Annotated in this window: 18 protein-coding genes; 10 read left to right on the forward strand and 8 right to left on the reverse strand. The window is 63.2% G+C overall.

What is annotated here, in order from left to right; genetic code table 11:
• Positions 1-33 precede the first annotated feature (33 nt).
• Positions 34-1,110 carry a M14 family zinc carboxypeptidase gene (locus ANI01nite_RS03540; protein WP_255314382.1) on the forward strand — a complete coding sequence of 359 codons (1,077 nt, stop codon included), beginning with the start codon at positions 34-36 and terminating at the stop codon, positions 1,108-1,110.
• Between the two features lie 138 nt (positions 1,111-1,248).
• On the opposite strand, the gene ANI01nite_RS03545 is transcribed toward ANI01nite_RS03540, so the two are convergent.
• Positions 1,249-2,298, reverse strand: a complete 1,050-nt coding sequence (locus ANI01nite_RS03545; protein WP_141356061.1) for a YeiH family protein — start codon at positions 2,296-2,298, stop codon at positions 1,249-1,251.
• Between the two features lie 689 nt (positions 2,299-2,987).
• On the opposite strand from ANI01nite_RS03545, the gene ANI01nite_RS03555 reads away from it, so the two are divergent.
• A complete protein-coding gene (locus ANI01nite_RS03555; protein ID WP_141356065.1) occupies positions 2,988-4,211 on the forward strand; it encodes an amidohydrolase family protein in 1,224 nt (407 codons plus the stop codon).
• Between the two features lie 179 nt (positions 4,212-4,390).
• Positions 4,391-4,585: a hypothetical protein gene (locus tag ANI01nite_RS03560; RefSeq protein ID WP_141356067.1), complete on the forward strand. Its 195-nt coding sequence runs from the start codon at positions 4,391-4,393 to the stop codon at positions 4,583-4,585.
• A gap of 99 nt (positions 4,586-4,684) precedes the next feature.
• Here ANI01nite_RS03560 and ANI01nite_RS03565 read toward each other — a convergent pair whose 3' ends face one another.
• Genes ANI01nite_RS03565 through ANI01nite_RS03580 form a run of 4 tightly spaced genes read right to left on the reverse strand, consistent with a single transcriptional unit; the run spans position 4,685 to position 9,346 of the window.
• Complete coding sequence (locus ANI01nite_RS03565; RefSeq protein ID WP_141356069.1) at positions 4,685-5,524, reverse strand: class II fructose-bisphosphate aldolase; 840 nt, start codon at positions 5,522-5,524, stop codon at positions 4,685-4,687.
• Between the two features lie 7 nt (positions 5,525-5,531).
• On the reverse strand, positions 5,532-6,917 hold the full coding sequence (locus ANI01nite_RS03570; RefSeq protein ID WP_141356071.1) for a GntP family transporter: 1,386 nt from the start codon (positions 6,915-6,917) through the stop codon (positions 5,532-5,534).
• Positions 6,918-6,975: 58 nt separating this feature from the next.
• Positions 6,976-7,869 (reverse strand): NAD(P)-dependent oxidoreductase, encoded by an 894-nt coding sequence (locus ANI01nite_RS03575; RefSeq protein ID WP_141356073.1) that lies wholly within the window; start codon positions 7,867-7,869, stop codon positions 6,976-6,978.
• Positions 7,870-7,897: 28 nt separating this feature from the next.
• On the reverse strand, positions 7,898-9,346 hold the full coding sequence (locus ANI01nite_RS03580; RefSeq protein ID WP_141356075.1) for a four-carbon acid sugar kinase family protein: 1,449 nt from the start codon (positions 9,344-9,346) through the stop codon (positions 7,898-7,900).
• Positions 9,347-9,514: 168 nt separating this feature from the next.
• Here ANI01nite_RS03580 and ANI01nite_RS03585 point away from each other — a divergent pair, with 168 nt between their 5' ends.
• Positions 9,515-10,216, forward strand: a complete 702-nt coding sequence (locus tag ANI01nite_RS03585; protein WP_141356077.1) for a FadR/GntR family transcriptional regulator — start codon at positions 9,515-9,517, stop codon at positions 10,214-10,216.
• Between the two features lie 42 nt (positions 10,217-10,258).
• Here ANI01nite_RS03585 and ANI01nite_RS03590 read toward each other — a convergent pair whose 3' ends face one another.
• A complete protein-coding gene (locus ANI01nite_RS03590; protein WP_141356079.1) occupies positions 10,259-11,176 on the reverse strand; it encodes an LLM class flavin-dependent oxidoreductase in 918 nt (305 codons plus the stop codon).
• 279 nt (positions 11,177-11,455) lie between these two features.
• Between ANI01nite_RS03590 and ANI01nite_RS03595 the strand changes: the two genes are divergently transcribed.
• The 6 genes from ANI01nite_RS03595 (at position 11,456) to ANI01nite_RS03620 (ending at position 18,848) form a co-directional block, all read left to right on the forward strand.
• A complete protein-coding gene (locus tag ANI01nite_RS03595) occupies positions 11,456-11,932 on the forward strand; it encodes a hypothetical protein (RefSeq protein WP_141356081.1) in 477 nt (158 codons plus the stop codon).
• 500 nt (positions 11,933-12,432) lie between these two features.
• The gene (locus ANI01nite_RS03600) at positions 12,433-13,830 is read left to right on the forward strand and encodes a flavin monoamine oxidase family protein (protein WP_141356083.1); all 1,398 of its coding nucleotides are present in this window, start codon (positions 12,433-12,435) and stop codon (positions 13,828-13,830) included.
• 97 nt (positions 13,831-13,927) lie between these two features.
• On the forward strand, positions 13,928-15,415 hold the full coding sequence (locus ANI01nite_RS03605) for an alanine/glycine:cation symporter family protein (protein ID WP_141356085.1): 1,488 nt from the start codon (positions 13,928-13,930) through the stop codon (positions 15,413-15,415).
• A gap of 97 nt (positions 15,416-15,512) precedes the next feature.
• A complete protein-coding gene (locus tag ANI01nite_RS03610) occupies positions 15,513-16,202 on the forward strand; it encodes a GntR family transcriptional regulator (protein ID WP_141356087.1) in 690 nt (229 codons plus the stop codon).
• A gap of 233 nt (positions 16,203-16,435) precedes the next feature.
• The gene (gene dapA, locus ANI01nite_RS03615; protein ID WP_141356089.1) at positions 16,436-17,338 is read left to right on the forward strand and encodes a 4-hydroxy-tetrahydrodipicolinate synthase; all 903 of its coding nucleotides are present in this window, start codon (positions 16,436-16,438) and stop codon (positions 17,336-17,338) included.
• Positions 17,339-17,354: 16 nt separating this feature from the next.
• A complete protein-coding gene (locus ANI01nite_RS03620; protein WP_141356091.1) occupies positions 17,355-18,848 on the forward strand; it encodes an aminobutyraldehyde dehydrogenase in 1,494 nt (497 codons plus the stop codon).
• A 401-nt stretch (positions 18,849-19,249) separates the two neighbouring features.
• On the opposite strand, the gene ANI01nite_RS03625 is transcribed toward ANI01nite_RS03620, so the two are convergent.
• Both ANI01nite_RS03625 and ANI01nite_RS03630 read right to left on the reverse strand, forming a co-directional pair.
• The gene (locus tag ANI01nite_RS03625; protein WP_141356093.1) at positions 19,250-19,732 is read right to left on the reverse strand and encodes a hypothetical protein; all 483 of its coding nucleotides are present in this window, start codon (positions 19,730-19,732) and stop codon (positions 19,250-19,252) included.
• A gap of 134 nt (positions 19,733-19,866) precedes the next feature.
• Positions 19,867-20,346: a hypothetical protein gene (locus ANI01nite_RS03630; protein ID WP_141356095.1), complete on the reverse strand. Its 480-nt coding sequence runs from the start codon at positions 20,344-20,346 to the stop codon at positions 19,867-19,869.
• Positions 20,347-20,478: the final 132 nt, after the last annotated feature.

A 20,478-nucleotide genomic window follows, 5' to 3' on the forward strand; every position in this document is an offset into this window, starting at 1 on the left:
CCCACCCCATCACAGGAAGACACTGGAGATTCAATGAAGAATGATTCAAGGCAGTTCCCCGTCCGGATGCTGAAAAAGGGCACCTGCATCGTTGCTGGCTCGGCACTGTTTCTCGGCTTGGGGCTGGTCCCGGCCAACGCCGTGGGCAACGGACCCGATTTCAACGGAAACGAAACCATCAACACCTCGATCCTGCACACGCACGAATCGATGGCCGCCGAACTTCAAAAGCAGGATGCCAAGCAGCCGGCGATGGAACTTGAAGTCATCGGCCAATCGGTCAAGGGGCGCGATCTGTTTCTTGCCAAATACCTCTCCGACCCGGACAACCCGACGATCATGTTCCTCACCCAGCAGCACGGCAACGAGCAGCTGACCACCGAGGGAACTCTGGAAGTCATCAAGCACCTGGGCAGCGGCCGGATGAAGGGCGTGCTGGAGAACGTCAACATCCTGATTGTGCCGATGCTGAACCCGGATGGCGCCATGGGAGATGTGGATTTCCCGCTCGATGACTACATCGCTTCGGGTGACCGCCACCTGACTCGTTACAACGCGAATAACCAGGATATCAACCGGGACCACGTCGCCAAGACCCAACCTGAAATCCAGGCGCTGCACAACAACGTGCTCTCCACTTACGACATCGACTACATGATCGACCTGCACCACCAGGGCGCTCGCTCGGCGGTGGACGGCAAGCTGGTTTCCGGCTCGATCCTCTACCCGACAACTCCGGATGTCTCTGAAGAAGTCCGTGAAGGCTCCAAGCGGCTGGGCGCAGTGGTCTACCAGAATGTGGACCGGACCGGTTGGGGCCATTTGGGCAAGTACGTGGGAGGAACCGCGAACACCATTGCGCGTAATGGCATCGCGGCTGAATACGGCATTTCCACGCTGCTCTTCGAAATGCGCGGAATGAGCGACCACAGCAATCCGGATTATGTGCTGGGGCAGAAGTCGAATGGCTACCTGCGTCAGCAAACCATCCTGACCTTGGAAAGCACTATCAAGGCGGTAGCCGACGGTTCCGTGGAAACCATCGATACCTCTATGTGGGACAGCTTGCCCGAGCAGGAGCGTCTGCCAGGCGAAGCGGACGACGAGTAGCTGGAACGGCCAATGGCGGACCCTTGAAGGTCCGCCATTTGCCTGTCTGGAGCAGGTTATCTAGTTGTAGTTCGGCCGATTCCAGCTTCGAAGATCAGAACCGTTCCCCGCGAGCGGAACGGCTGGTTGGCTTGCCGCTTACAGCGGGCGGTAGAGCAGCGCGCCGACCACCGCGATGACCAGGATGACCAGCGTGGACAGCAGCGCCAGGACCAGCGAGCGGCCACCGGATTTCACGATCGACTTCAGGTGCACGCCCAGGCCCAGGGCGAACATCGCCGCGGCCAGCAGCACGGTCTGCGCGGTGGAGGCCAGCTGCAGCAGCGACTCGGGCAGGATGCCGGTGGTGCGGATCAGCATGGCGACCAGGAACAATGCCACGAACAGCGGGATGATCGGCGGGCGCTTGCCGCCCTCGATATGGTGCTTGCGGCTCATGTAGAGAGTCAGGCCAGCCATAATCGGCGCGAGCATGACCACGCGTGCCAGCTTGACCGTCACGGCCACGCCCAGCGCGGTGGCGCCCACGGCACCGCCGGCGGCCACGACCTGGGCCACTTCGTGGGTGGACGCGCCGATCAGCACACCGGTGCTGGTTTCGTCCAGGCCCAGCAGCGCACCCAGTGCCGGGGTCAGCGGGATCATCAAGGTGCCGAAGAGCACCACCAGGCCGATGGCCGTGGCCACTTGGTCCTGCTTGGCGCGGGTTGCGCCCTCTGCGCCGGCCACCGCGGCCGCGCCGCAGATGGAGAAGCCGGCGGCGATCAGCAGGCGCTGGGGCAGTTCAATGCCCATGCGCCCGCCGATCCACACGGTGGCCAGGAAGGTCACGCCCACGCAGAGCACCACGATGGCCAGCACGCCCGGGCCCAGGGCCAGGATGGCGCCGAGCGAGAGCTGGAAGCCCAGCAGCACGATGCCGGCGCGCAGCAGCTTCTTCGCGGAGAACGCCACGCCCTGCGCGAAGACTGCGGGCACCGGTGCCAGGTTGCGCCACAGCGCGCCGAGCAGGATGGCAATCAGCAGCGCGCTCATCCCGGGGATGAGCTTCGCCGCGGCCAGTGCCACGCCGCCCATCACCAGGCACAGGAGGATGCCGGGCATGAATCCGCCTACACGCGTCGACAGTGACGGCTTGGGCTCGGCGGAAGTCGGGGTTTGGGTTCGCTGTGAATGTTCAGGGGCCATGCTTTTGACTCTTCCATGACTGGCCAGTGAGCAGTGAGGCCCACTTGGCTATCACTGTCATATCACATTCATATGGCCCGAGGCTTGTCGTATGGGCATCCGGGCTTAGTGCACCGAGTCCCGTCGAATCGTTGCTCCTAGTCGTCCAGAATGCGCAGGATGTGATCATGCTGCCAGACGCGCTTTTTGCGCAATCCTGACTTCTCCTTCGCCGCGGGCGCCAGTGGTGCTTTGCTGAGCAGCGGACAGGAATCTCAATGCGGTCGTCGCTGTCGTTGTGCTTCATCGCTTCGTGCATCCTAGGTGATAGTTAACGACTCGCCTTACTATCACTTAGTCTTCTGCGGATGCGAGTACTGGTACTTCGCGGGCGAAATTGGGCCAATGCGCTGGAGTGCCGAAGTGGAGTTGATGCAATGGACGAAGGGGGCCCTTAGAGCAAAGTCTGAGCGGAGGGATTGACGTTGATGAGGCCGTTCAGGCGGTCGCCGTCGTGGCACTAGAAAACAGCCGGGGCGCGGATTGCTAGCGGCGGATCGAGCCCCCCGGAACTGATTGGCGGCGGCGACGAGGGCCATGAGCCCGGAAGAGCACTGGCGGTCGAGGCTCTGCCCAGGGACGCTGGCGGGCAGCTCGGCGTGCGATACCCTCGTACGAGAACTCGGTAATCGGGCAAAGGACTTCATTTCATGCTCATCAGCAATGCCCGCCCTTGGGGCGGAGCGCCCAGCGACATCCTCATCGAGGGCGCCAAGATCACCTCGATCGCCGCCCATGATCCGCAGCGGATCCCGGAACCAACTGATGTGGATGGCAGGGGCCGCATCCTGATCCCGTCCTTCTCGGACGTGCACGTGCATCTGGACTCCACGCGCATCGGCCTGCCCTTCCGCGAGCACACCGGCCGGCCCGGTGTGTGGGGAATGATGAGCAACGACCGCGAAAACTGGCGGGATGCCGAAATTCCGCTGCCCGAGCGCGTTGCCGGAACCCTGGAACGGATGATCGCCCGCGGCACCACCCGGGTGCGTTCCTTCGCCCAGGTGGATGTGGATTCCAAGCTGGAGAAATACGAGGCAGTGGTGGCCGCGAAGGAGAAGTTCTCCAACGAGGCCGAAGTGCAGATCATCATCTTCCCCCAGGCCGGGATTCTGCGCGAACCGTGCACCGAAAAGTATCTGGAGGATGCACTGAAAGCCGGTGCGGATGCCATGGGCGGCATCGACCCCTGTGCACTGGACCGCGATCCGGTCCGCCACCTCGATACGGTGTTCGGGCTGGCCGAGAAGTACCAGGTGGATATCGACGTGCACCTGCATGAGCCCGGTGCGCTCGCCGTCTTCTCCACGGAGCTGATTGCCGAACGTACCCGGGCACTGGGCATGCAGGGCCGGGTCAACCTGTCCCACGCCTACGAGCTGGGCAGCATCAACGAAGCGACCAGCCGCCGGCTGATCGAGACCTTCGCCGACCTGGACATCTCGCTGACCTCGGTGGCGCCGAGCACCTCCAGCCATCTGCCGCTGGTGGACTTGGTGCAAGCAGGGGTGCGCTTCGGTCTGGGCGAGGACGGGCAGCGGGACTACTGGAGCCCCTACGGCAACTGCGATTTGCTGGACCGGACCTGGCAGCTGGCCTTCGTCAACGGATTCCGCAAGGACGAGCTGATCGAGCACGCGCTCGCGGTGGCCACCATGGGCGGTGCCTCGATCATGGACCGCGCGGTGCCGCGGCTGGCTTCGGTGGCGGACCGCCCGGGGGTGTCTGCAGGAGACCGGGCAGACTTGGTGCTGGTGGATGGCGAGAGCATTTCCTCCACCGTGATGGACCGGGGCACCGACCGCACCGTCATCCACGACGGTCGCGTGGTGGCCGACGGGTTGAAGGTGCTGTCGGTTGAGACTGCCTATTAGCTACTGAGGAGTTTCCCTGCGGTTCGCGCAGAATCCGGACCCTACTCTTCTCTAACCGAGCAGGGAAATGGGAACTGACAGGTGCTCGTTCAGAACCAGAGCCAGCTAGGAGCCGGGTCGCAGGGTATGGCCTAATATGCCAATTATCTGTAGCTTGGAAGGATCAGGAGGAGCTCATCATGCAAATTCGAAATGTTGTTCTGACCGAGCGCCGGAAGCAAGAACATGAGATCAGGCTTGCAGTCCTGCGCGAGCCCGTCCTTGCCGGCGCCGTGGATATCGACGCTGGCCGATGTACCAAACTCGAGCACACTGACATCGATGATTTCGTGATGACCTTGAGCCAGGAAGCGCGGCGCGAAGCGAAGCGATAGCATTGTCCCCGGCCGTTGGCTCTGCCGCAGCCGGATACGCCGAAGGCCGCGGCGCCGGAACAAGGGAGTTCCTTCGCCGCGGCTTTCAATGGCAGCAATCTATTTGGCTCTCAAGGAGTTGAAGGTCGCCGAGGAGACCTCGGTGACCGCTTGCTCCCAGTCGCCCATCAAGCCCAGCACATTCTGTCCGTCGGCGCGGCGGGCTTCCACCTGCCCGGCCAGTGCGGCCAGCGTCGCAGTGCGCAACTCGGTGTTCAAGTTGACCTTGCCCACTCCGAAGGAAATGGAACGCGAGAGGTCCGCAGGCGCGATGCCCGATGCTCCATGCAGTACCAGCGGAACCGTTGATTCGGCGTGGATGGCTTCCAGCACGTCCCAGTGGATTTTCGGTTCGCCCTTGTATCTGCCGTGGACGTTGCCGATGGCCACTGCCAGCAGTTGCGCGCCGCTGTCCTGGACGAAGCGGGCCACCTGGGCCGGATCGGTCAGCTGCGAGGCCGACTGCTCGAAGGCCTTGTCCTCGTTGCCAGGCAGGGCGCCTAGCTCGGCTTCCAGTACCACCTGCGGGCCGATCAGTGAACGCACCTGCTGGACGAAGGCGATGTTCTCCTCCAGCGTCCCGGCCGAACCGTCGGCCAGCACCGCGGTGGCGCCGGCCTGCACGGCGCGGGCAATCAGTTGCGCGTCGCTGGCATGATCCAGTTGGACCGCTACCGGCACGGCTGCCTGCTCGCCCAAGGTGCGCAGGGCCGAGATCAGCCGCAGTCCCGCGGTGTTTCCGGCGGTCTTCGGCGCGACATTCAGGATGACCGCGCGGCCCTGGTTTTCGGCTTCGGCGACCACTGCCAGCGCGGTGGTGAAGTCGTAGCAGGTGAACGCGGGGACGGCCTGTCCGGCGGCAATGGCCTCGGCGACCATCTGGTTCATGGGGGTGAGCATCGGGAAATTACACTCCTGCAGCGGTGATAATGGCGTAGGTGATGGCGGTGAGCGCGAATCCTGCCACGCCCAGCATGGTGGTCAGCACGGTCCAGGTGCGCAGGCCGTCGGCCACGGACAGGCCCAGGAAGCGGGTGACAATCCAGAAGCCCGAGTCGTTCACGTGGCTCAGGCCGAAGGCGCCGAAGCCCACAGCAGCCAGGATCAGCGCGGTCTGCACGGTGGAGTAGCCGCCGGCTTCCACGGCTGTGGCCAGCAGGCCGGTGGTGGTGATGATTGCGACGGTGGCGGATCCCTGCGAGACGCGCAGGATCGCGGCCAGGACGAATGCCATGACGATGACCGGCAGCCCGGCCTCGGCCAGGGATTCGGCCAGCACGGTGCCGATGCCCGATTCGGTGAGCACCTTGCCGAACACGCCGCCGGCGCCGGTTACCAGGATCACGATGGCCGCCGGGGCCAGCGCCGAGTCCATGACCTTGCCGGTCTGCTCGCTGGTCCAGCCGCTTCGCACGCCCAGCAGGTAGTAGGACACCAGCACGGTGACCAGCAGTGCGATGGATGGAGAGCCGATGAAGCCCAGGACGTTCGCCGCAGTGGATTCTGCGGGGACCAGGGAGCCTCCCACGGTGCCGAGCATGATCATCACGATCGGCAGCAGGATCATGGAAATGACCATGGAGGAGGTCGGGGCCTTGGTCTTGGTGGCCACTGCACCGTCATCGCTGGAACCTGCGCCGAAGGATTCGAACTGCTCGGCGGTTTCGGCCAGCATCGGGATCTCGCGGCGGTTGATCCGCTTGGCCGCGAAGTAGCTCAGCACGCCTAGCGGGGCACAGAAAGCCAAGCCCAGGATGGTGGCCCAGCCGATGTCGGCGCCGAGGATCTCGGCACCGCCGACCACGCCTGGATGAGGAGGAACCACCACGTGGATGGCCAGCATGATCGCGCCGACCGGCAGGCCGATCTTCACCGGGGAGACGCCCAATGCCTTGGCGAAGCCGTAGATGATCGGCACCAGCACGATGAAGCCCACGTCGAAGAAGACCGGGATGGCCAGCAGGAAGGCAGCGGTGGTCAGCGCAGCGATCACCCGGCGTGGGCCGAAGAGCGCGGTGAAGCGGGTGGAGAGCACCTGGGCTCCGCCGGAGATCTCGATGACCTTGCCGAGCATGGCGCCCAAGCCCACCAGGACGGCGACGCTGCCCAGCGTGCCACCCATGCCCTCGGTGACCAGGCCGGCCACCTCCTGGATCGGGATACCGGCAGCCAAGGCCACGAGGATGCTGACCAGCAGCAGGACGATGAAAGCGGGCATCTTGAATTTGATGACGCCGAGCAGCAGCAGGGCCACTCCGGCCACTGCAATCAGTACGAGCATTAGCGGGCTCATGGGTTGTGTCGTCTCCTTTGACGCAGTGCGCGGGTGTCGAACCCGCGCGCTGATGACTTTACTGGGCAGCCTTCGGGGCCACTGCCTTGATGACTGCTGAATCGTCGGCGGCGGCCAGCTCGTGGGCTTCGCCCAGCAGGTAGAGCTGCTCGGCCGCGGAGGCCACCGGGGTGGACAGGTGCAGGGAACGGGCCGCGCTGGTCACGATGCCCATGTCCTTCACGAAGATGTCCAGGCGCGAGAGCACCTCGGCGCCGTCCTCGCTGTAGGCTTCGAGCATGCGCGGGCCGCGGTTGCCGAGCATGAAGGAATTCGCGGCGCCGGCCTGCAGCGCTTCGAGGGTGGTGGTCTGGTCAAGGCCGAGCTTGCCGGCCAGGGCCAGGGCCTCGGCGGCGGCTGCGATGTGCACGCCGCACAGCAGCTGGTTCACAGTCTTCAGCGCCTGGCCATCGCCCGGCTTGTCGCCCACGATGCTCAGGGTGGAAGCCAGCAGGTCCAGCACGTTGCGGACCTTGGCCAGTTCCGCCGGCTCGGCGCCGACCACGATCAGCAGGTCGCCTTCGCCGGCGCGCACCGGGCCGCCGGACAGCGGCGCATCCACCAGGCCGACGCCCAGTTCGGCCAGGCGCTTGGCGGTGGCAGGTACCGCGTCCAAGCCAACGGTGGAGGTCAGGATGACCACCGCGCCGGCCTTCAGCTGCCCGGCCACGCCCTGCTCGCCGAAAAGCACGGCGTCCAGCTGCTCGCCATTGCGCACGGCCAGCAGCAGCGCATCGGCGCCGGTGACCGCTTCGCGGGCGGAAGCAAAGGTGGCGATGCCCGCGTTGCTGGCCAGTTCCATGCGTTCAGCCGAGATGTCGAATCCGTTGACCTGAAGCTCGGTGGCCAAGCGGGTGGCCATGGGCAGGCCCATGGCGCCCAGGCCGAGGACTGCAACTGTAGTGGTGCTCATTGAAATCTCCAAGGAGTAGTAAAGATGGTTAGAAAGTGGCGCTCAGCTTGGCGGTGACGGCAGTCAGCGAACCGTCATCGCCCACATTGCCGGCGAAGACGATGTAGGGGATGCCGGCTGCAGGCCCGTCCACCGATTCCCAGAGCGAGACAATGCCCGGGAGCATCGGTCCGCGCACGATCGCATGGCGGATTTCCAGGCCATGCGCGGCGACATCCGAAGAAGTGATCCCGCCCTTGGCGATGACGAAACGCGGGGGAGTAGCGTGCAGGATCTGGTTGACCACCGAAACCACCGCGGCGCTCACGGTGCGGGCGATGTCCAGCGATTGCGCCGCGTCGTCGGTTTTCACCAGCTTGCGCGAGGTGTGCACAATGACATCCTGGGTGGCCAAGGCGGCACCGATCTGCTCGGCCTTGCCTGCCAGGTAGGCCTCGGCCCCTTCGGCGAGGATGGCCGGGACATCCAGCTCGATGACCGTGGCATTCGAATGCTGGCCGGTCAGGTCGGCCAGCTGGCGGGTGGTCACGCCCACGTGGGAGCCCACGACGATCAGCCCGCCGGCGGTGCGCTGCTCGGCACCGTTCTCGGCGTAGATCTCGTCTGCGGTGAGCGGCTGGCGCTTTTCCTGCCCGATGCGGGCGCGCATGAATGGCGGGCCCACGCGGTACAGCACGCGGGTTCCGGACGCTTCGGCCTGCTGCAGGCCTTCGGCCAAGGCCAGCAAGTCGTTTTCGGTGACGATATCCGCGGTGGCCACCTGGGCGTTGGATGCTTCGGCCAATCGGCCGGCGATGGCTGCGGCGCCGGAGCGGATGGTGTCCAAGTCCAGGATCATCACGTCCTCGGGCGCGATGCGCCCGCCGGTCTTCTCGGCGACGTAGTCAGGCAGGTAGCTGGTGCTGAAGCCGAAGGTGGCATCCTTGGCGAATTCAGTCTCGCTGACCTTGGCGACCTGGCCGTCGGTGGTGCGCATGTAGTGCTCGCCGGCAACGGTGATACGCCCGGCTTCGCCGAAGGCGGGAACCATCAGCACTGCATCTACCGAGGAAGACGGATCAACGGACGCCGTGGTGGCCGCCAAGGTGTCGGTTTCCAGCGGGAAATGCCCGCGCAGGGTGGAATCGCTGCGGCTGACGAAGGATACCGAGAGGCCGGCTTCTGCAGCTGCCTGCAGGGCAGCCCGGGCTACCTGCTCATTGCGCAGTGCGGCATCGGCGGCATCCAGGGAACGCGTGTTAGTCAGCACGTAGACGGCCAATGGGCGTTCGCCATCCAGTTGCAGGTCGAAAGCCCAGCGGAAATCCTCGACGTCCCAACGAGTGAGCACCGGCAGGTTGCTCACGGACTGGGTTCCGGTCGGGTCGTCATCCAGGACCACCAGCACGCTGCCGGTGGAACGCGCCGTCTCGGCAATCTTCGCGGGCGCGATTTCGCGCTCCGGGAGATATCCGGCGAGCAACTCGGACTCAAGCATGGTCAAGGACTCCTTCGTCATTGGGCACCACATCTGCATCATAGGTAAGATGTCAGACATCTGTCATGACGAATAGTTTTACACGGATCGTGGTCTGCTGCAACTGCCTGCGGGACATAGACTAGACAGGTCTTTGGCGGGATGAGCAGTCCCGGGGATGGAGGAATCGTGGCCCGGAAGTCACTGGTCGTAGAGGTAGCGGACAGCGTGTTGGACCGCATAGTCAGCGGTGAACTGCCGGTTGACGAGTTGATTCCTGGCGAGCTGGAACTTTGTGAAACCTTGGACGTCAGCCGGATGACGGTCCGCGAGGCGATCAAGACGCTGGCGGCGCAGAACATTATCCGCGTCGAGCGAGGCCGTGGAACGTTTGTGAATCCGATCAATATGTGGAATTCACTGGAGGCTGTCGTTCGTGCCACGACCGCCGGCGTGGGTGCCGCCGCGGCCGCTGTGCAGCTGATCGAGTTGCGCCGGATGCTGGAGACCGGCGCCTGCGAACTGGCTGCCTCACGGATCACCGAAGGGCAGCTGGCAACGATGGGCGAACTGCTTGATGCCATGCGTGCTGCCCATGCATCTGCGGATTTGGATGGGTTTGTCGAAGCCGACTTGGAATTCCATGATGTGATCCTGCGGGCTTCGGGCAATGTTTTCGTTTCGGCGCTCTATGAGCCGCTGGGCCGCGTCCTTTCTTCACGCAGGCGCGAAACCAGCGCATTCGAGCAGATTCAGAAGCATGCAATAGCGGAACATGAGCAGATCCTTGCCGCGCTTCGGCAGGGCGACAGTACACAAGCCCGCCAATCCATGGACAGCCACATGCAGCAAACGCTCGATGATCTGAACACTTACGTGCTCAAGCAGTAAGCGAGCCAGCGCATTGGAGTTGGCGAGGTGCACCCCTGAGAGCTAGGCGTTAAAGCACTCTGCGAGCAGGCGATAGGACTGCAGCCGGTCTGCCGGGTCGCTGACCAGGGTGTTGAGCATCAGTTCATCGGCACCGTGGGACTGCGCCAATGCCAGCAGCTCATCGCGGACCTTCTCAGGAGTGCCCACGATCAGCGCATGGCTGCGTTCCGTAGCCATGGCACGTTCTTGCGCGTTCCACTCGTAGTTCGCTGCCGTTGCGGTCGAGGGGATTGGTCCATCGTGTCCGAGATCCTTGCGCACACGCCACAGCAAGAGCGCGTTGGCCAAGGCTTGGGCCTTCTCCTCGGTGTCAGCGGTGGCGAAGCGAACCGCCAGCACGGTATGGGCGGCGTGCCCGGAGTTGGCCGCGGCCTCGCGGTAGGCGCGGGTGGCAGGCTCGCCACCGGCAGGCCGCAGGAAGTGGCCGTGCACGTAGCCAGCGCCGAGCGTTCCGGGCAGGGGAGCGGTGGAACCGCCAGCGCCCAGCACCCAGACCCGGCCTGCCGGCTCAGTGTCCGAGGCTTCGTGGACTGCATCAAGGTCTTGCACGAGCGCGGCGATCTTCTGCGCGTAGTACGGGTCGGATAGCGCAGCGCGGCCCACGCCGATATCCACCCGGTCCGGATGCACAGCGGCCAGCAGGCCCATGGCTTCGATGACCTTCTGCGCCTGGTAGTAGGGCAAGAGGATGGCTCCGGTGCCAACCCGGATGCGGGAGGTACGTTCCAGCGCCAGTGCGGTCATCATTTCAGGGGCGGCGCTGGCGAAGGACTTGGAATGGTGGTGCTCGGCAAACCAGATGCGATGGTAGCCCAGTGCTTCGGCATCCTGCGCCAATTGCAGGCCGCTGGACAAGGCATCTCTCACGGTAGTGGCATGCTCGGTGAGCGGAACCTGATCAAGGATGGAAAGCCTCATGACGGCAGCCCTGCTGCGTGATTATCAGGGGCAAACTGCTGCTGCATGATCAAGTCCTTTCAATGGCGGGGATCCGTGGGCGAGTTTACCCGCTTGCACCGGGTCCCAAGGCATCCACGACGCGGGACCCGTGCGATGCTGGCGATGCAAGTCTCCACCTAGAGGCGGACGCCAACGAGCAGAGATCATTCTCGGCGTTGAGGACAGCAGGTGCGTAAAAAACTAGTGTTGATCAGTAGATAGAGCATTACCCGCTTCAACCTCGGAAAAAGGAAAACCATGCACGGCACTTCCCGTTCGGCAATCAATCGCACTTCGACTTGGCTGGCAGCCAGTTCCGCGGCACTCGTCCTCGGCATGGGCCTGACCGGCTGCGGTGCCGTTGATGATTGGGACAAAGCGACTGCGGATGCCTGGGCAGTGACCTACCAGGTGACCGTGAGCGGGGAAAACGCTGATGCGCTGAGCGATGTGTCCTACCTCGATTCGTCCAGCCGTGGCGAAGACTCTGCCGAGGTGACCGAGGAGTCGGTGGCCACTACCAGCGACGCCGGCAAGAAGAACGAAACGAGCTGGAGCACCGAAAGCGTCATCACCGCAGAAAAAGACGCAGCCATTGCGGCCACGCCTGCCGAAGGCAGCACTGCCACCTGCCGGATCCTGCTTGACGGGGTGAAGGAAATCGCGGCACAGACCGGCAAGCCCGGAGAACGCGTGGAATGCGCGGTCACGACCCCTGCCTTCGGCGAAAAATAGAGCACGGCATCACCCGACATGAGGATCTAGCTACCGGACTGCAGCCGAAGCCAGCAGGCCAGCAGGTCTTGAGTTTATCGCCCCGGAGCCACGGATCCGCCGTTCAAGCGCACCCTTAAGAACGCAATACAACACGCCACCCCCAGCAGATTCATCTGCTGGGGGTGGCGTTCGCCGTTGCGGCTTCCGTGGCACCCTGAGAGCCCACGAATGCAAGCTCGACGCGAAGCAATCTGGCCCCGCAAAAGCGAGTTCAAGAAAAATCGAATTCAACTCTTGCGTGATATGTGATCACAAATTACAGTAGTAAATGTGAGGGCGATTACATGGCCTTGTGATTCAGGCGATGCCGTTGCTCGCTCACCATCTAGCTTTGTCCTTGGCGCCACGAGCATGCAAAGGGCTGACAGATGCCCAACTCGGCCGTGCCTAACAGCCGCGCACTTCCAAATCTGCAACCCTGCCGTGGGCTTGCCCTGTCCAAAATCGAGGAGCCAAAAATGAAAGACGTCGTGATCGTAGGTGCCGGGCTTGCTGGCCTTTCAGCAGGGTGGCGCTTGCGTCATTGGGACAGCCTGGTGCTGGAAGCCGACACCAGGATTGGCGGACGCATTAAGTCCGAGCGCCGCGGAAACTACTGGCTCAACTGGGGCGGGCATGTCTTTGCCGGGGAAGGATCTTCCACCGAAAACCTGCTGAGCGAAGTCGGGGTCACCGCCGTAGCTATCCCGGGCTCGCTGCAGGCCATGAGCTTGAATGGCAAGTTCCTGCGCAGCGGCCATATCGCAACGTACCCGCTACGCCTGCCGATGCCGCTGGCTGACCGCATCGCCACGGTGCGCGCCGGTCTGAAGGTCGTGGCCGGAGTTGCGCGCTACACGCAGGTGGTCAAGAAGCGTCCGGGGGAGTCCGGAGCCATGCGCCAGCAGCGCATCTACGATTTCGAGAACGAGCGGACCTTCGAGGATTTCATCGGCGAGATGCCCGAAGACGCGGCATCCCTGTTCAAGACCACCGTCACCCGTTCGGCCGGCAACATGGACCAGATCGCTGCCGGTGCAGGCATCGGCTACTTCAGCCTGGTGCTCGGCTTCGGCCAGGGGTTGAGCAATGGCATCGTGGGCGGTCCATCCACCCTGACCGAATCCATCGCCGCCTCCTTGGGCGATCGTGTCCAGCTGGGCGCCGCGGTGCACGAAGTGGTGCACAAGAAGGATTCCGTGGTGGTCCGCTACGTGCAAGACGGGCGCGAGCACGAGGTCGAGGCCCGCGCGGTCGTGCTGGCCACCACCGCCGATGTGTGCCACCGTGTCGGCGTGGACCTGCCCGGGGAGCTGCGCGATGCCCTGTCCCAGATCAAGTACGGCCCGCATGTGAGCACCGCGTTCCTGACCAACGAGAGCGGCCCGCGTCCATGGGATGACATCTATGCCATTGCCGCACCCAAGCGCTCCTTCGCGATTGCGCTGAACCAGGCGAGCATCGTTCGTGGTGCCGAATCCGAGCGCCAGCCCGGCGGCAGCATGATGACCTTCTCTCCCGCGGCCCTGGGCCAAGCACTGCTGGAGAAGCCCGAGGATGAAGTGATCCAAACCCACCTGAAAGATCTTGACGAGGTGCTGGGCGGCAAGTTCGCAGACAGCGTCGTCGAGGCCAAGGTCTCGTCGTGGAAAAACGCTTCTCCCTATTCCTTCCCGGGGCGCGCCAAGCTGCAGTCCACCTTGACGCGGGGAGGCGACCGCGTATTCCTGGCCGGCGATTTCATGGGAACCCTCTACACCGAAAGCTCGATTACGTCCGGATTCTCCGCTGCCCAGTCGGCAGCCAGCCTGCTGGCCACCGAACGGCAGAAGAACGGCCATGGCCGCTTCACCGGACTGACGATTGCCTCTGCCTGATTCCAAAACGCACGAAGCATTCGCGCAAGGCCGGGAATCCAGAGCCGGGACTTGCATCTAACCAATCACCACGAAGAAATCTTAAGGAGGGGTTGACATGGAAAGCTTTGACTTTGCAGAACTCCTATCACGAATTTCCGACGTCATCTGGGGGCCGATGGCCTATGTAGTACTGGGTCTTGGCGTGGCCTACTCGGTGGCAACCAAAGGAGTGCAGTTCACCCGCATTCCCGACATGTTCCGCCAGTTGCGCGAGAACGACGGCAGCCAGGGCGGCCTGTCCTCGTTCCAGGCGCTGGTGCTGGCCCTGGCGTCACGCGTTGGCGTCGGCAGCATTGCCGGTGTCGCCACGGCAATCTTCGCCGGCGGCCCCGGGGCGCTGCTGTGGATGGCGGTTACCGGGCTGGTGGGATGCACCGTTGGCTACGCCGAGGCAACCCTGTCCCAGGCCTTCAAGCGGCAGGTGCTTGACGAGGACCGGCGGGCGGCCAACGAGGATATCGGCGGCATGCCCTACTACATCAAGCACGGTCTCAAGCTGCCGAAGATTGGCGCGCTTGTGGCGGTTCTCGGTGTCATCGGCTACGGCGTGGTGTTCCCCGGCTTCCAGGTCAACACGATTGCGGCCAGCGCAGAACTGGCATTCGACATTCCCACGTGGATCCCGGCGATCCTTGTAACTGCCATGATCGCCGCGGTGATTTTCGGTGGCACCACCCGCCTGGTCAAGGTCACCCAGCTGCTGGTGCCGTTCCTGGCCATCGGGTACTTGCTGCTCGCGCTGACGGTGATTGCGTTGAACATCAGCAAGGTTCCCGAAGCCGTTTCGCTGATCTTCTACTCGGCCATGGGCGTGGAACCGGTGTTCGGTGGCATCGCTGGCGCGGCAATCGCGTGGGGCGTGAGGCGTGCGGTCTTCGCCTCTTCCAACGGCTTGGGCGAGGCAACATTCGCCGCGGCGGCCGCCCGCACCTCGCACCCGGCAAAGCAGGGACTGGTGCAGACCTTCAGCATCTACATCGACGTGCTGCTGATCTGCATGGCTACCGGGCTGATGATGGTGGTGTCAGGCAAATTCAACGTCTCAGATGGCGCGGATGGATTCCTCGCGAATAATGTGCCGGACGTGGCCGCCGGAGCGAACTGGGTGCAGGAAGCCATCGACTCGGTGATCCCCGGTTGGGGTGCCGGCTTCGTGGCGGTGGCGGTGCTGCTCTTCGGCTTCGCCTGCCTGCTCGCCTACTTCTACGTTGCGAACTCGAACCTGCTGTATTTGCTCGACGGGCGAACCGGCAATGGCTGGAAGCTTGTGCTGAAGATCGGCACAATGCTCATCGTCTTCGTCGGCTCCATCGCCAACGCGAAGCTGATCTGGGCCGCCGGAGACATTGGGCTCGGTTTGATTGCCTGGGTCAACCTCATCTGCCTCGCGCTGCTCTTCCCTACGGTGCGCAAGATCCACCGCGATTACGAACGGCAACGGAGAATGGGCCTCAATCCGGTCTTTGATCCCGTTTCACTCGGGATCACCGGTGCTGACTTCTGGGTCGAAGAGAACAACAAGAACAAGGTTGAGGCGAACTAGCCTCAGTGCCCTGATGCGCTTCTGCCGAAGCGTGTCAGGGCCTTCCGTGTTGCGTCCGAGAATTTTCCCGTGCAGTGCCATGGATAGAATGAGCATCATGACACTGAACAAACTTGAACCCAGCGCACTCGTGGGAGAACAGGTTTACGACGCCATTCACCGCAGCATCATCAACGGTGAACTTGAGGCGGGGCAGCGTCTGCGCATCCGGGACCTGGCCGAGCAGCTCGGCACCAGCGTCATGCCCGTGCGCGAAGCCCTGCGGCGCCTCGAGGAAGGCGGACTGGTCCAGACCATTCCGTACCGCGGCGCTGTGGTCAAGGGCTTCACCGCCCAGGAATTGCTCCATATCTATGCGGTGCGCCGCCTGCTGGAGGTCGAAGCCGCCAAGCTGGGTGCCCCCAACCTCAGCGATGCTGACATTGCAGGGCTGCATGCTGACTACGACAAGATGATCGCGGCCCTGGAGCGGGAGGACATCAACGACTGCCTGGCCCAGGACGAGGCTTTCCTGTCGCGGATGTACGCCGCCTCCGGCAACCCCTTTCTCATTGAAAGCATTGAGCGGCTGTGGACCCAATGCCGGGCGTACAAGGTCATCGGTGCCCGCCGGGCCGTGGCCAGTGGCCGGCAGAAGATGCTGTGGGAATTCCAGCAGCAGATGCTCGAGGCTGCCGAATCCCGGGACGCCAAGAAAATTGCCGACCTCAATGACGCCTCGATCATGGCGGCCATGGAGCGCATCCGCACTGCGCTCTCCGAGTCCGAGGAGCCCCAGGAGTCGTAGCGCTATTGCTTCCTCCAGTCTCCTGAAAGATCCTTTGCTTCTTCCGCTGAAATACTTGCTGTCACCCATTGTGTGATTTGTGATCACAGATTACGATTGAATGAGACGCCGGTTACATCTCCGGCACGAAGCCACACGCCGCACCCGCGGCAGATCCGGCAGCGGGACGCCCTGGAGCGTGCCGCGCATTCTCAATTCAAACGCACATCATATTCAGCAAGGGAGCACTGCTCATGTCTGTAAATCTTCATGGCATCCTGACCGCGCTTGTCGCGCCATTCACGGCCGACGGAAGCCTCGACGAGACCGCGCTGCGCTCCCTGGTGGAGCGTAGCATCGCCGGCGGAGTCAACGGCGTTGTCGCCAATGGCTCCACCGGAGAATTCAGCGCGATGACCCACGACGAGCGCAAGCGCGTGGTCGAGGTAGTTGTCGAAGCCGCCGCCGGCCGCGTCCCGGTAGTAGCGCAGACCGGAGCCACCACTGCCCGCGAAGCCATTGAACTCACCCAGCATGCGCAGCAGGTCGGCGCCGATGTGGCAATGATCGTGACTCCGTACTACGAGCCGATCTCCGAAGAGGAAACCGTCGACTACCTCAAGACCGTCTGCGCCTCGGTATCCATCCCGGTCATGCTCTACAACATCCCGCCAGCCACCGGCATCAACTTGGATCCCGAGCTGGTCGGCCGCCTCGCCGACGAGATCCCGAACGTCAAGTACATCAAGGACTCCTCGGCGAACATGGAACAGGCAGTGCAGCTGATCCACCATCTTTCCGGCAAGATCCAGACCTTCGTAGGCTGGGACGTGCTGACCCTCTCGGGCTTGCTGGAAGGCGCGGCGGGCATCGTTGCCGGCGCTGCCAACGTGGTTCCGGCCGAACTGGCACAAGTCTACGCCGCCGTGCAGGCCGGCGACCTCGCCGCCGCCCGCAGCACCTGGAACCGGATCTACCCGGTAGTCGATGGGCTGATCACCGAGCCGTTCATCCCGGCGATCAAGGTCGCGCTGAGCCAGCAGGGGCACAGCGTGGGCGAACCCCGCCTGCCTATCCACCCAGCCAGCCAGGCGACCGTGCAGCGCATCAGCCAGTTGCTCGGCCAGCTCGAATCGGCCAAAGCCGTGGCCAACTGAACCGAGGAGAGCCATCATGGAATTGTCCACCAGAGCTGCAATCAAGCGCGGCACCTCCGAGGCGCTAGCTGCCGCCAGCTTGCCCGAGAACCAGCTGTTCATCAACGGGAGCTTCGTGCCAGGCGCCAGCGGCGACAGTTTCACCGTCGTGGACCCCAGCACGGGGAAGGGCATCCTGGAGATCCCGCGGGCGTCGGTTGAGGAAGTCGACCAGGCAGTGCTCGCGGCCAAGGAAGCTTTCACCGAGTGGGGACGGATCCTGCCCAGCGAACGCGCAGCCGTTCTGCTGAAGATCGCCGACCGCCTCGAAGAGCACCAGGCCGAATTGATGGCGCTGGAGTCGCTGAATACCGGCAAGCCGTCAGCGGTGGCCGAAGACGACGTCAGCTCCGCCATTGATTCCTTCCGGTTCATGGCCGGTGCCCTGCGTTCGGGCACCAGCCTGTCCGCCGGGGAGTACGCCAAGGACCATTTGTCGATGATCGTGCGCGAGCCCTTGGGGGTCATCGGGGCAGTCACCCCGTGGAACTATCCGCTGCTGATGGGAGTATGGAAAATCGCTCCGATTCTGGCTGCTGGCAACACCCTGGTGCTCAAGCCGTCGGAAACGACCCCGCTGAGCACCCTGAAGTTCGCGCAGCTCACTGCAGACTTGCTGCCTGCGGGCGTGTTCAACGTGCTCACCGGCAAGGGCTCGGTCATCGGAACGCGCCTGTCCGAGCACCCGGAGGTGGCCATGGTGGCGCTGACCGGGTCGGTGGGCAGCGGAATCTCCGTGGCCAGCGTGGCGGCGCAATCGGTCAAGCGCGTCCATTTGGAATTGGGAGGCAAGGCCCCGGTGGTGGTCTTCGAGGATGCAGATATCGAGGCAGCAGTTGCTGGGATCCGTTCCGCAGGCTACTGGAACTCGGGCCAGGAATGCGGAGCCGCCTGCCGGGTGCTTGTCCACGAATCCATCGCCGGGGAATTCACCCGGCGGCTGGGCGAGGCAGTGTCCAGCCTGGTGGTGGGCGAGCCCGGAGCCGGTGACGAGGTGGAGATCGGCCCGATGATTTCGAAAGCCCACTATGACCGGGTCCTGGAGCACCTGGAGAAGGCCAAGGCCGAGGGCGCCAGCTTCGTTACAGGTGGCGGGGCGATGGAAGGCCCGGGCTATTTCATTGAGCCGACCGTGATCGATGCTCCGCAGGGAGCCTCATGCACCCAGGAGGAAATCTTCGGCCCGGTGGTTTCCGTGGAGACCTTCAGCACCGAGCAGGATGCACTGGACCGGGCCAACGAGGTGCCGTTCGGCCTGGCCGCATCGGTGTGGACCAAGGACGCCCAGCGCAGCCACTTCGTGGCATCGCGGCTTGATGCCGGAACCGTCTGGGTGAACTCGCATCTGGCGCTGGCCACCGAAATGCCGTGGGGCGGGTTCAAGGGCTCGGGCTACGGGCGGGATCTTTCCGCTTATGCCATTGACGACTACTCGCGCACCAAGCACGTCATGCACCACACTGGCCGTTAAGCGCCTAACACCAAATCGCCGTTGGAGAATTGCTCCCCAAGAGTTGGACTGTACAAACTACAACAACCTTCGGGGAGCATTTCCATGCCTCGGGGAAGCAAGCTACCGAATGAGCGACTGCGGGAAAGGTGTTTTCAGGCCTCGGGCGCTGAACAGGTCTTCACCTGTGATTCTCGATTTCTCAACAATGGGCATCACGCTTTATGGGTGATGCCATCACGCTTTGCGCATCCGGTTGTGGCTTCTTGGCTGTTCGGGGTCCTGGAATCCGCAAACCTGGAGAGAGGACCGAGACCAGCAGCTAGACACAAAAGGAGCCCGGTTCTGGCTCATTAGCGGACCGAGCCAATATGGTCGGTGGCCAGCCATGAGAATGAGCCAGGGCCGATGGGACGAAGTGCCTACTTGCTCGCGCGCGCCGCGAGGGGAGCGTCTATGTGGCAACGATCCGGCAGTGGATATCGAGCCACTGAGGTGGTTCGCGACTGCATCGCGGGGCAGGCCGGGATCTTATGGGCGACGGCAGTGTTCTTCCAGAATTTCACACGGAACTCAGCAATGAGCTCGGTCGACAGGCGTTCGAAGAACTCTCCCATGGTGAGTCGATCAGTGCAGGCCTTGGTGACTTTCAGTGCTGCTTGGGGGACGGTGACATGCATCATGTGCAGTTCCTCGGTCTGCGGATCGAGCATGGCCACCAGCACTGCGCGGCCATGGATCGATGCCATTCCCATGGCATCGTTGAGCGTTTCGGCCGGCTGGGTCATGACGATCGGCATTCCCTGCGCCCAGCCGTAGTCGGACAGGTGGGCTTTGCCTTCACGGGTGGCGAGAAAATCAGCGACTCTGACTGCGGTTCGGGTTCGTACGATTCGACCTGGCATTTTAGATACTTCCCTTTCTTGCACTGCTCATGAAAATAGCGATATTGACGTAAGGCTCCGCAGCGGGATGCGCTGTGGAAAGGTCCTTTCGTTTTGGTGCTGCCGCTCTTGGCGGGCGGCGGGTGCTGCAGGTCCTAGGCCATGCTCAAATCTGCAGGGGAGGCATCTGATTGACTTCCCGAACTGGCAGGTTCGAGCCCTGACCCGGGGGTGGGGGTCTGCTTCGGTGCGGCGAAAGGCTGATCGAGCCAATGCGCGGGGAGTTCGGCCTCGGGTGCGTGCTCTGGTGCCGCGAGCAGGCTCTCCTTGCCCGCGACGGCGAACTGCAGATTCTTCACCTCGAAGCGGACACCGAGCGCGCTTTCCATCTGCGGCAGGAGGGTGTCGTTGACGTACTGCATCAACTCGGGCACCTGGTCTTCGCTTTTTGCCGTGCATGCCAAGTTGATGACCAGCTGCTCCGGGGAGCCGGTAATAGTGCATATTGCTGAATGCACGGTATCCCGGCTCCGGCACTGTTCAGAGGCGAAGGCGGCGATCTTCTGGATTCGCGTGCTCCACGCGCTGCCTTGCCGCGGGGAGGTTTCTACGGGAACTGCTAAGGATTCTTTCATCTTTCACTCCGGTACTGATAGCTGTTTCGTAGTAGAATATCTTTAGACAGGCTAACTATTAGCTAGGTTACATGAATTTTTCGGTGTTGGGCAAGCTGGACCTCGCGGAAACGGGCATTGGAAGCCCCGGGG

Source organism: Glutamicibacter nicotianae, assembly GCF_006539525.1.
In the GTDB taxonomy this organism is placed as follows: Bacteria; Actinomycetota; Actinomycetes; order Actinomycetales; family Micrococcaceae; genus Glutamicibacter; species Glutamicibacter nicotianae.

Excerpts from the sequence above, each read along its gene's own strand:
- ANI01nite_RS03600 (WP_141356083.1), top strand. The coding sequence starts at position 12,433 with ATGAAAGACGTCGTGATCGTAGGTGCCGGGCTTGCTGGCCTTTCAGCA.
- ANI01nite_RS03620 (WP_141356091.1), top strand. The coding sequence starts at position 17,355 with ATGGAATTGTCCACCAGAGCTGCAATCAAGCGCGGCACCTCCGAGGCG.
- ANI01nite_RS03625 (WP_141356093.1), bottom strand. The coding sequence starts at position 19,732 with ATGCCAGGTCGAATCGTACGAACCCGAACCGCAGTCAGAGTCGCTGAT.
- ANI01nite_RS03580 (WP_141356075.1), bottom strand. The coding sequence starts at position 9,346 with ATGCTTGAGTCCGAGTTGCTCGCCGGATATCTCCCGGAGCGCGAAATC.
- ANI01nite_RS03565 (WP_141356069.1), bottom strand. The coding sequence starts at position 5,524 with ATGCTCACCCCCATGAACCAGATGGTCGCCGAGGCCATTGCCGCCGGA.
- ANI01nite_RS03540 (WP_255314382.1), top strand. The coding sequence starts at position 34 with ATGAAGAATGATTCAAGGCAGTTCCCCGTCCGGATGCTGAAAAAGGGC.
- ANI01nite_RS03555 (WP_141356065.1), top strand. The coding sequence starts at position 2,988 with ATGCTCATCAGCAATGCCCGCCCTTGGGGCGGAGCGCCCAGCGACATC.
- ANI01nite_RS03560 (WP_141356067.1), top strand. The coding sequence starts at position 4,391 with ATGCAAATTCGAAATGTTGTTCTGACCGAGCGCCGGAAGCAAGAACAT.
- ANI01nite_RS03605 (WP_141356085.1), top strand. The coding sequence starts at position 13,928 with ATGGAAAGCTTTGACTTTGCAGAACTCCTATCACGAATTTCCGACGTC.
- ANI01nite_RS03630 (WP_141356095.1), bottom strand. The coding sequence starts at position 20,346 with ATGAAAGAATCCTTAGCAGTTCCCGTAGAAACCTCCCCGCGGCAAGGC.
- dapA (WP_141356089.1), top strand. The coding sequence starts at position 16,436 with ATGTCTGTAAATCTTCATGGCATCCTGACCGCGCTTGTCGCGCCATTC.
- ANI01nite_RS03570 (WP_141356071.1), bottom strand. The coding sequence starts at position 6,917 with ATGAGCCCGCTAATGCTCGTACTGATTGCAGTGGCCGGAGTGGCCCTG.
- ANI01nite_RS03590 (WP_141356079.1), bottom strand. The coding sequence starts at position 11,176 with ATGAGGCTTTCCATCCTTGATCAGGTTCCGCTCACCGAGCATGCCACT.
- ANI01nite_RS03545 (WP_141356061.1), bottom strand. The coding sequence starts at position 2,298 with ATGGCCCCTGAACATTCACAGCGAACCCAAACCCCGACTTCCGCCGAG.
- ANI01nite_RS03595 (WP_141356081.1), top strand. The coding sequence starts at position 11,456 with ATGCACGGCACTTCCCGTTCGGCAATCAATCGCACTTCGACTTGGCTG.
- ANI01nite_RS03575 (WP_141356073.1), bottom strand. The coding sequence starts at position 7,869 with ATGAGCACCACTACAGTTGCAGTCCTCGGCCTGGGCGCCATGGGCCTG.
- ANI01nite_RS03610 (WP_141356087.1), top strand. The coding sequence starts at position 15,513 with ATGACACTGAACAAACTTGAACCCAGCGCACTCGTGGGAGAACAGGTT.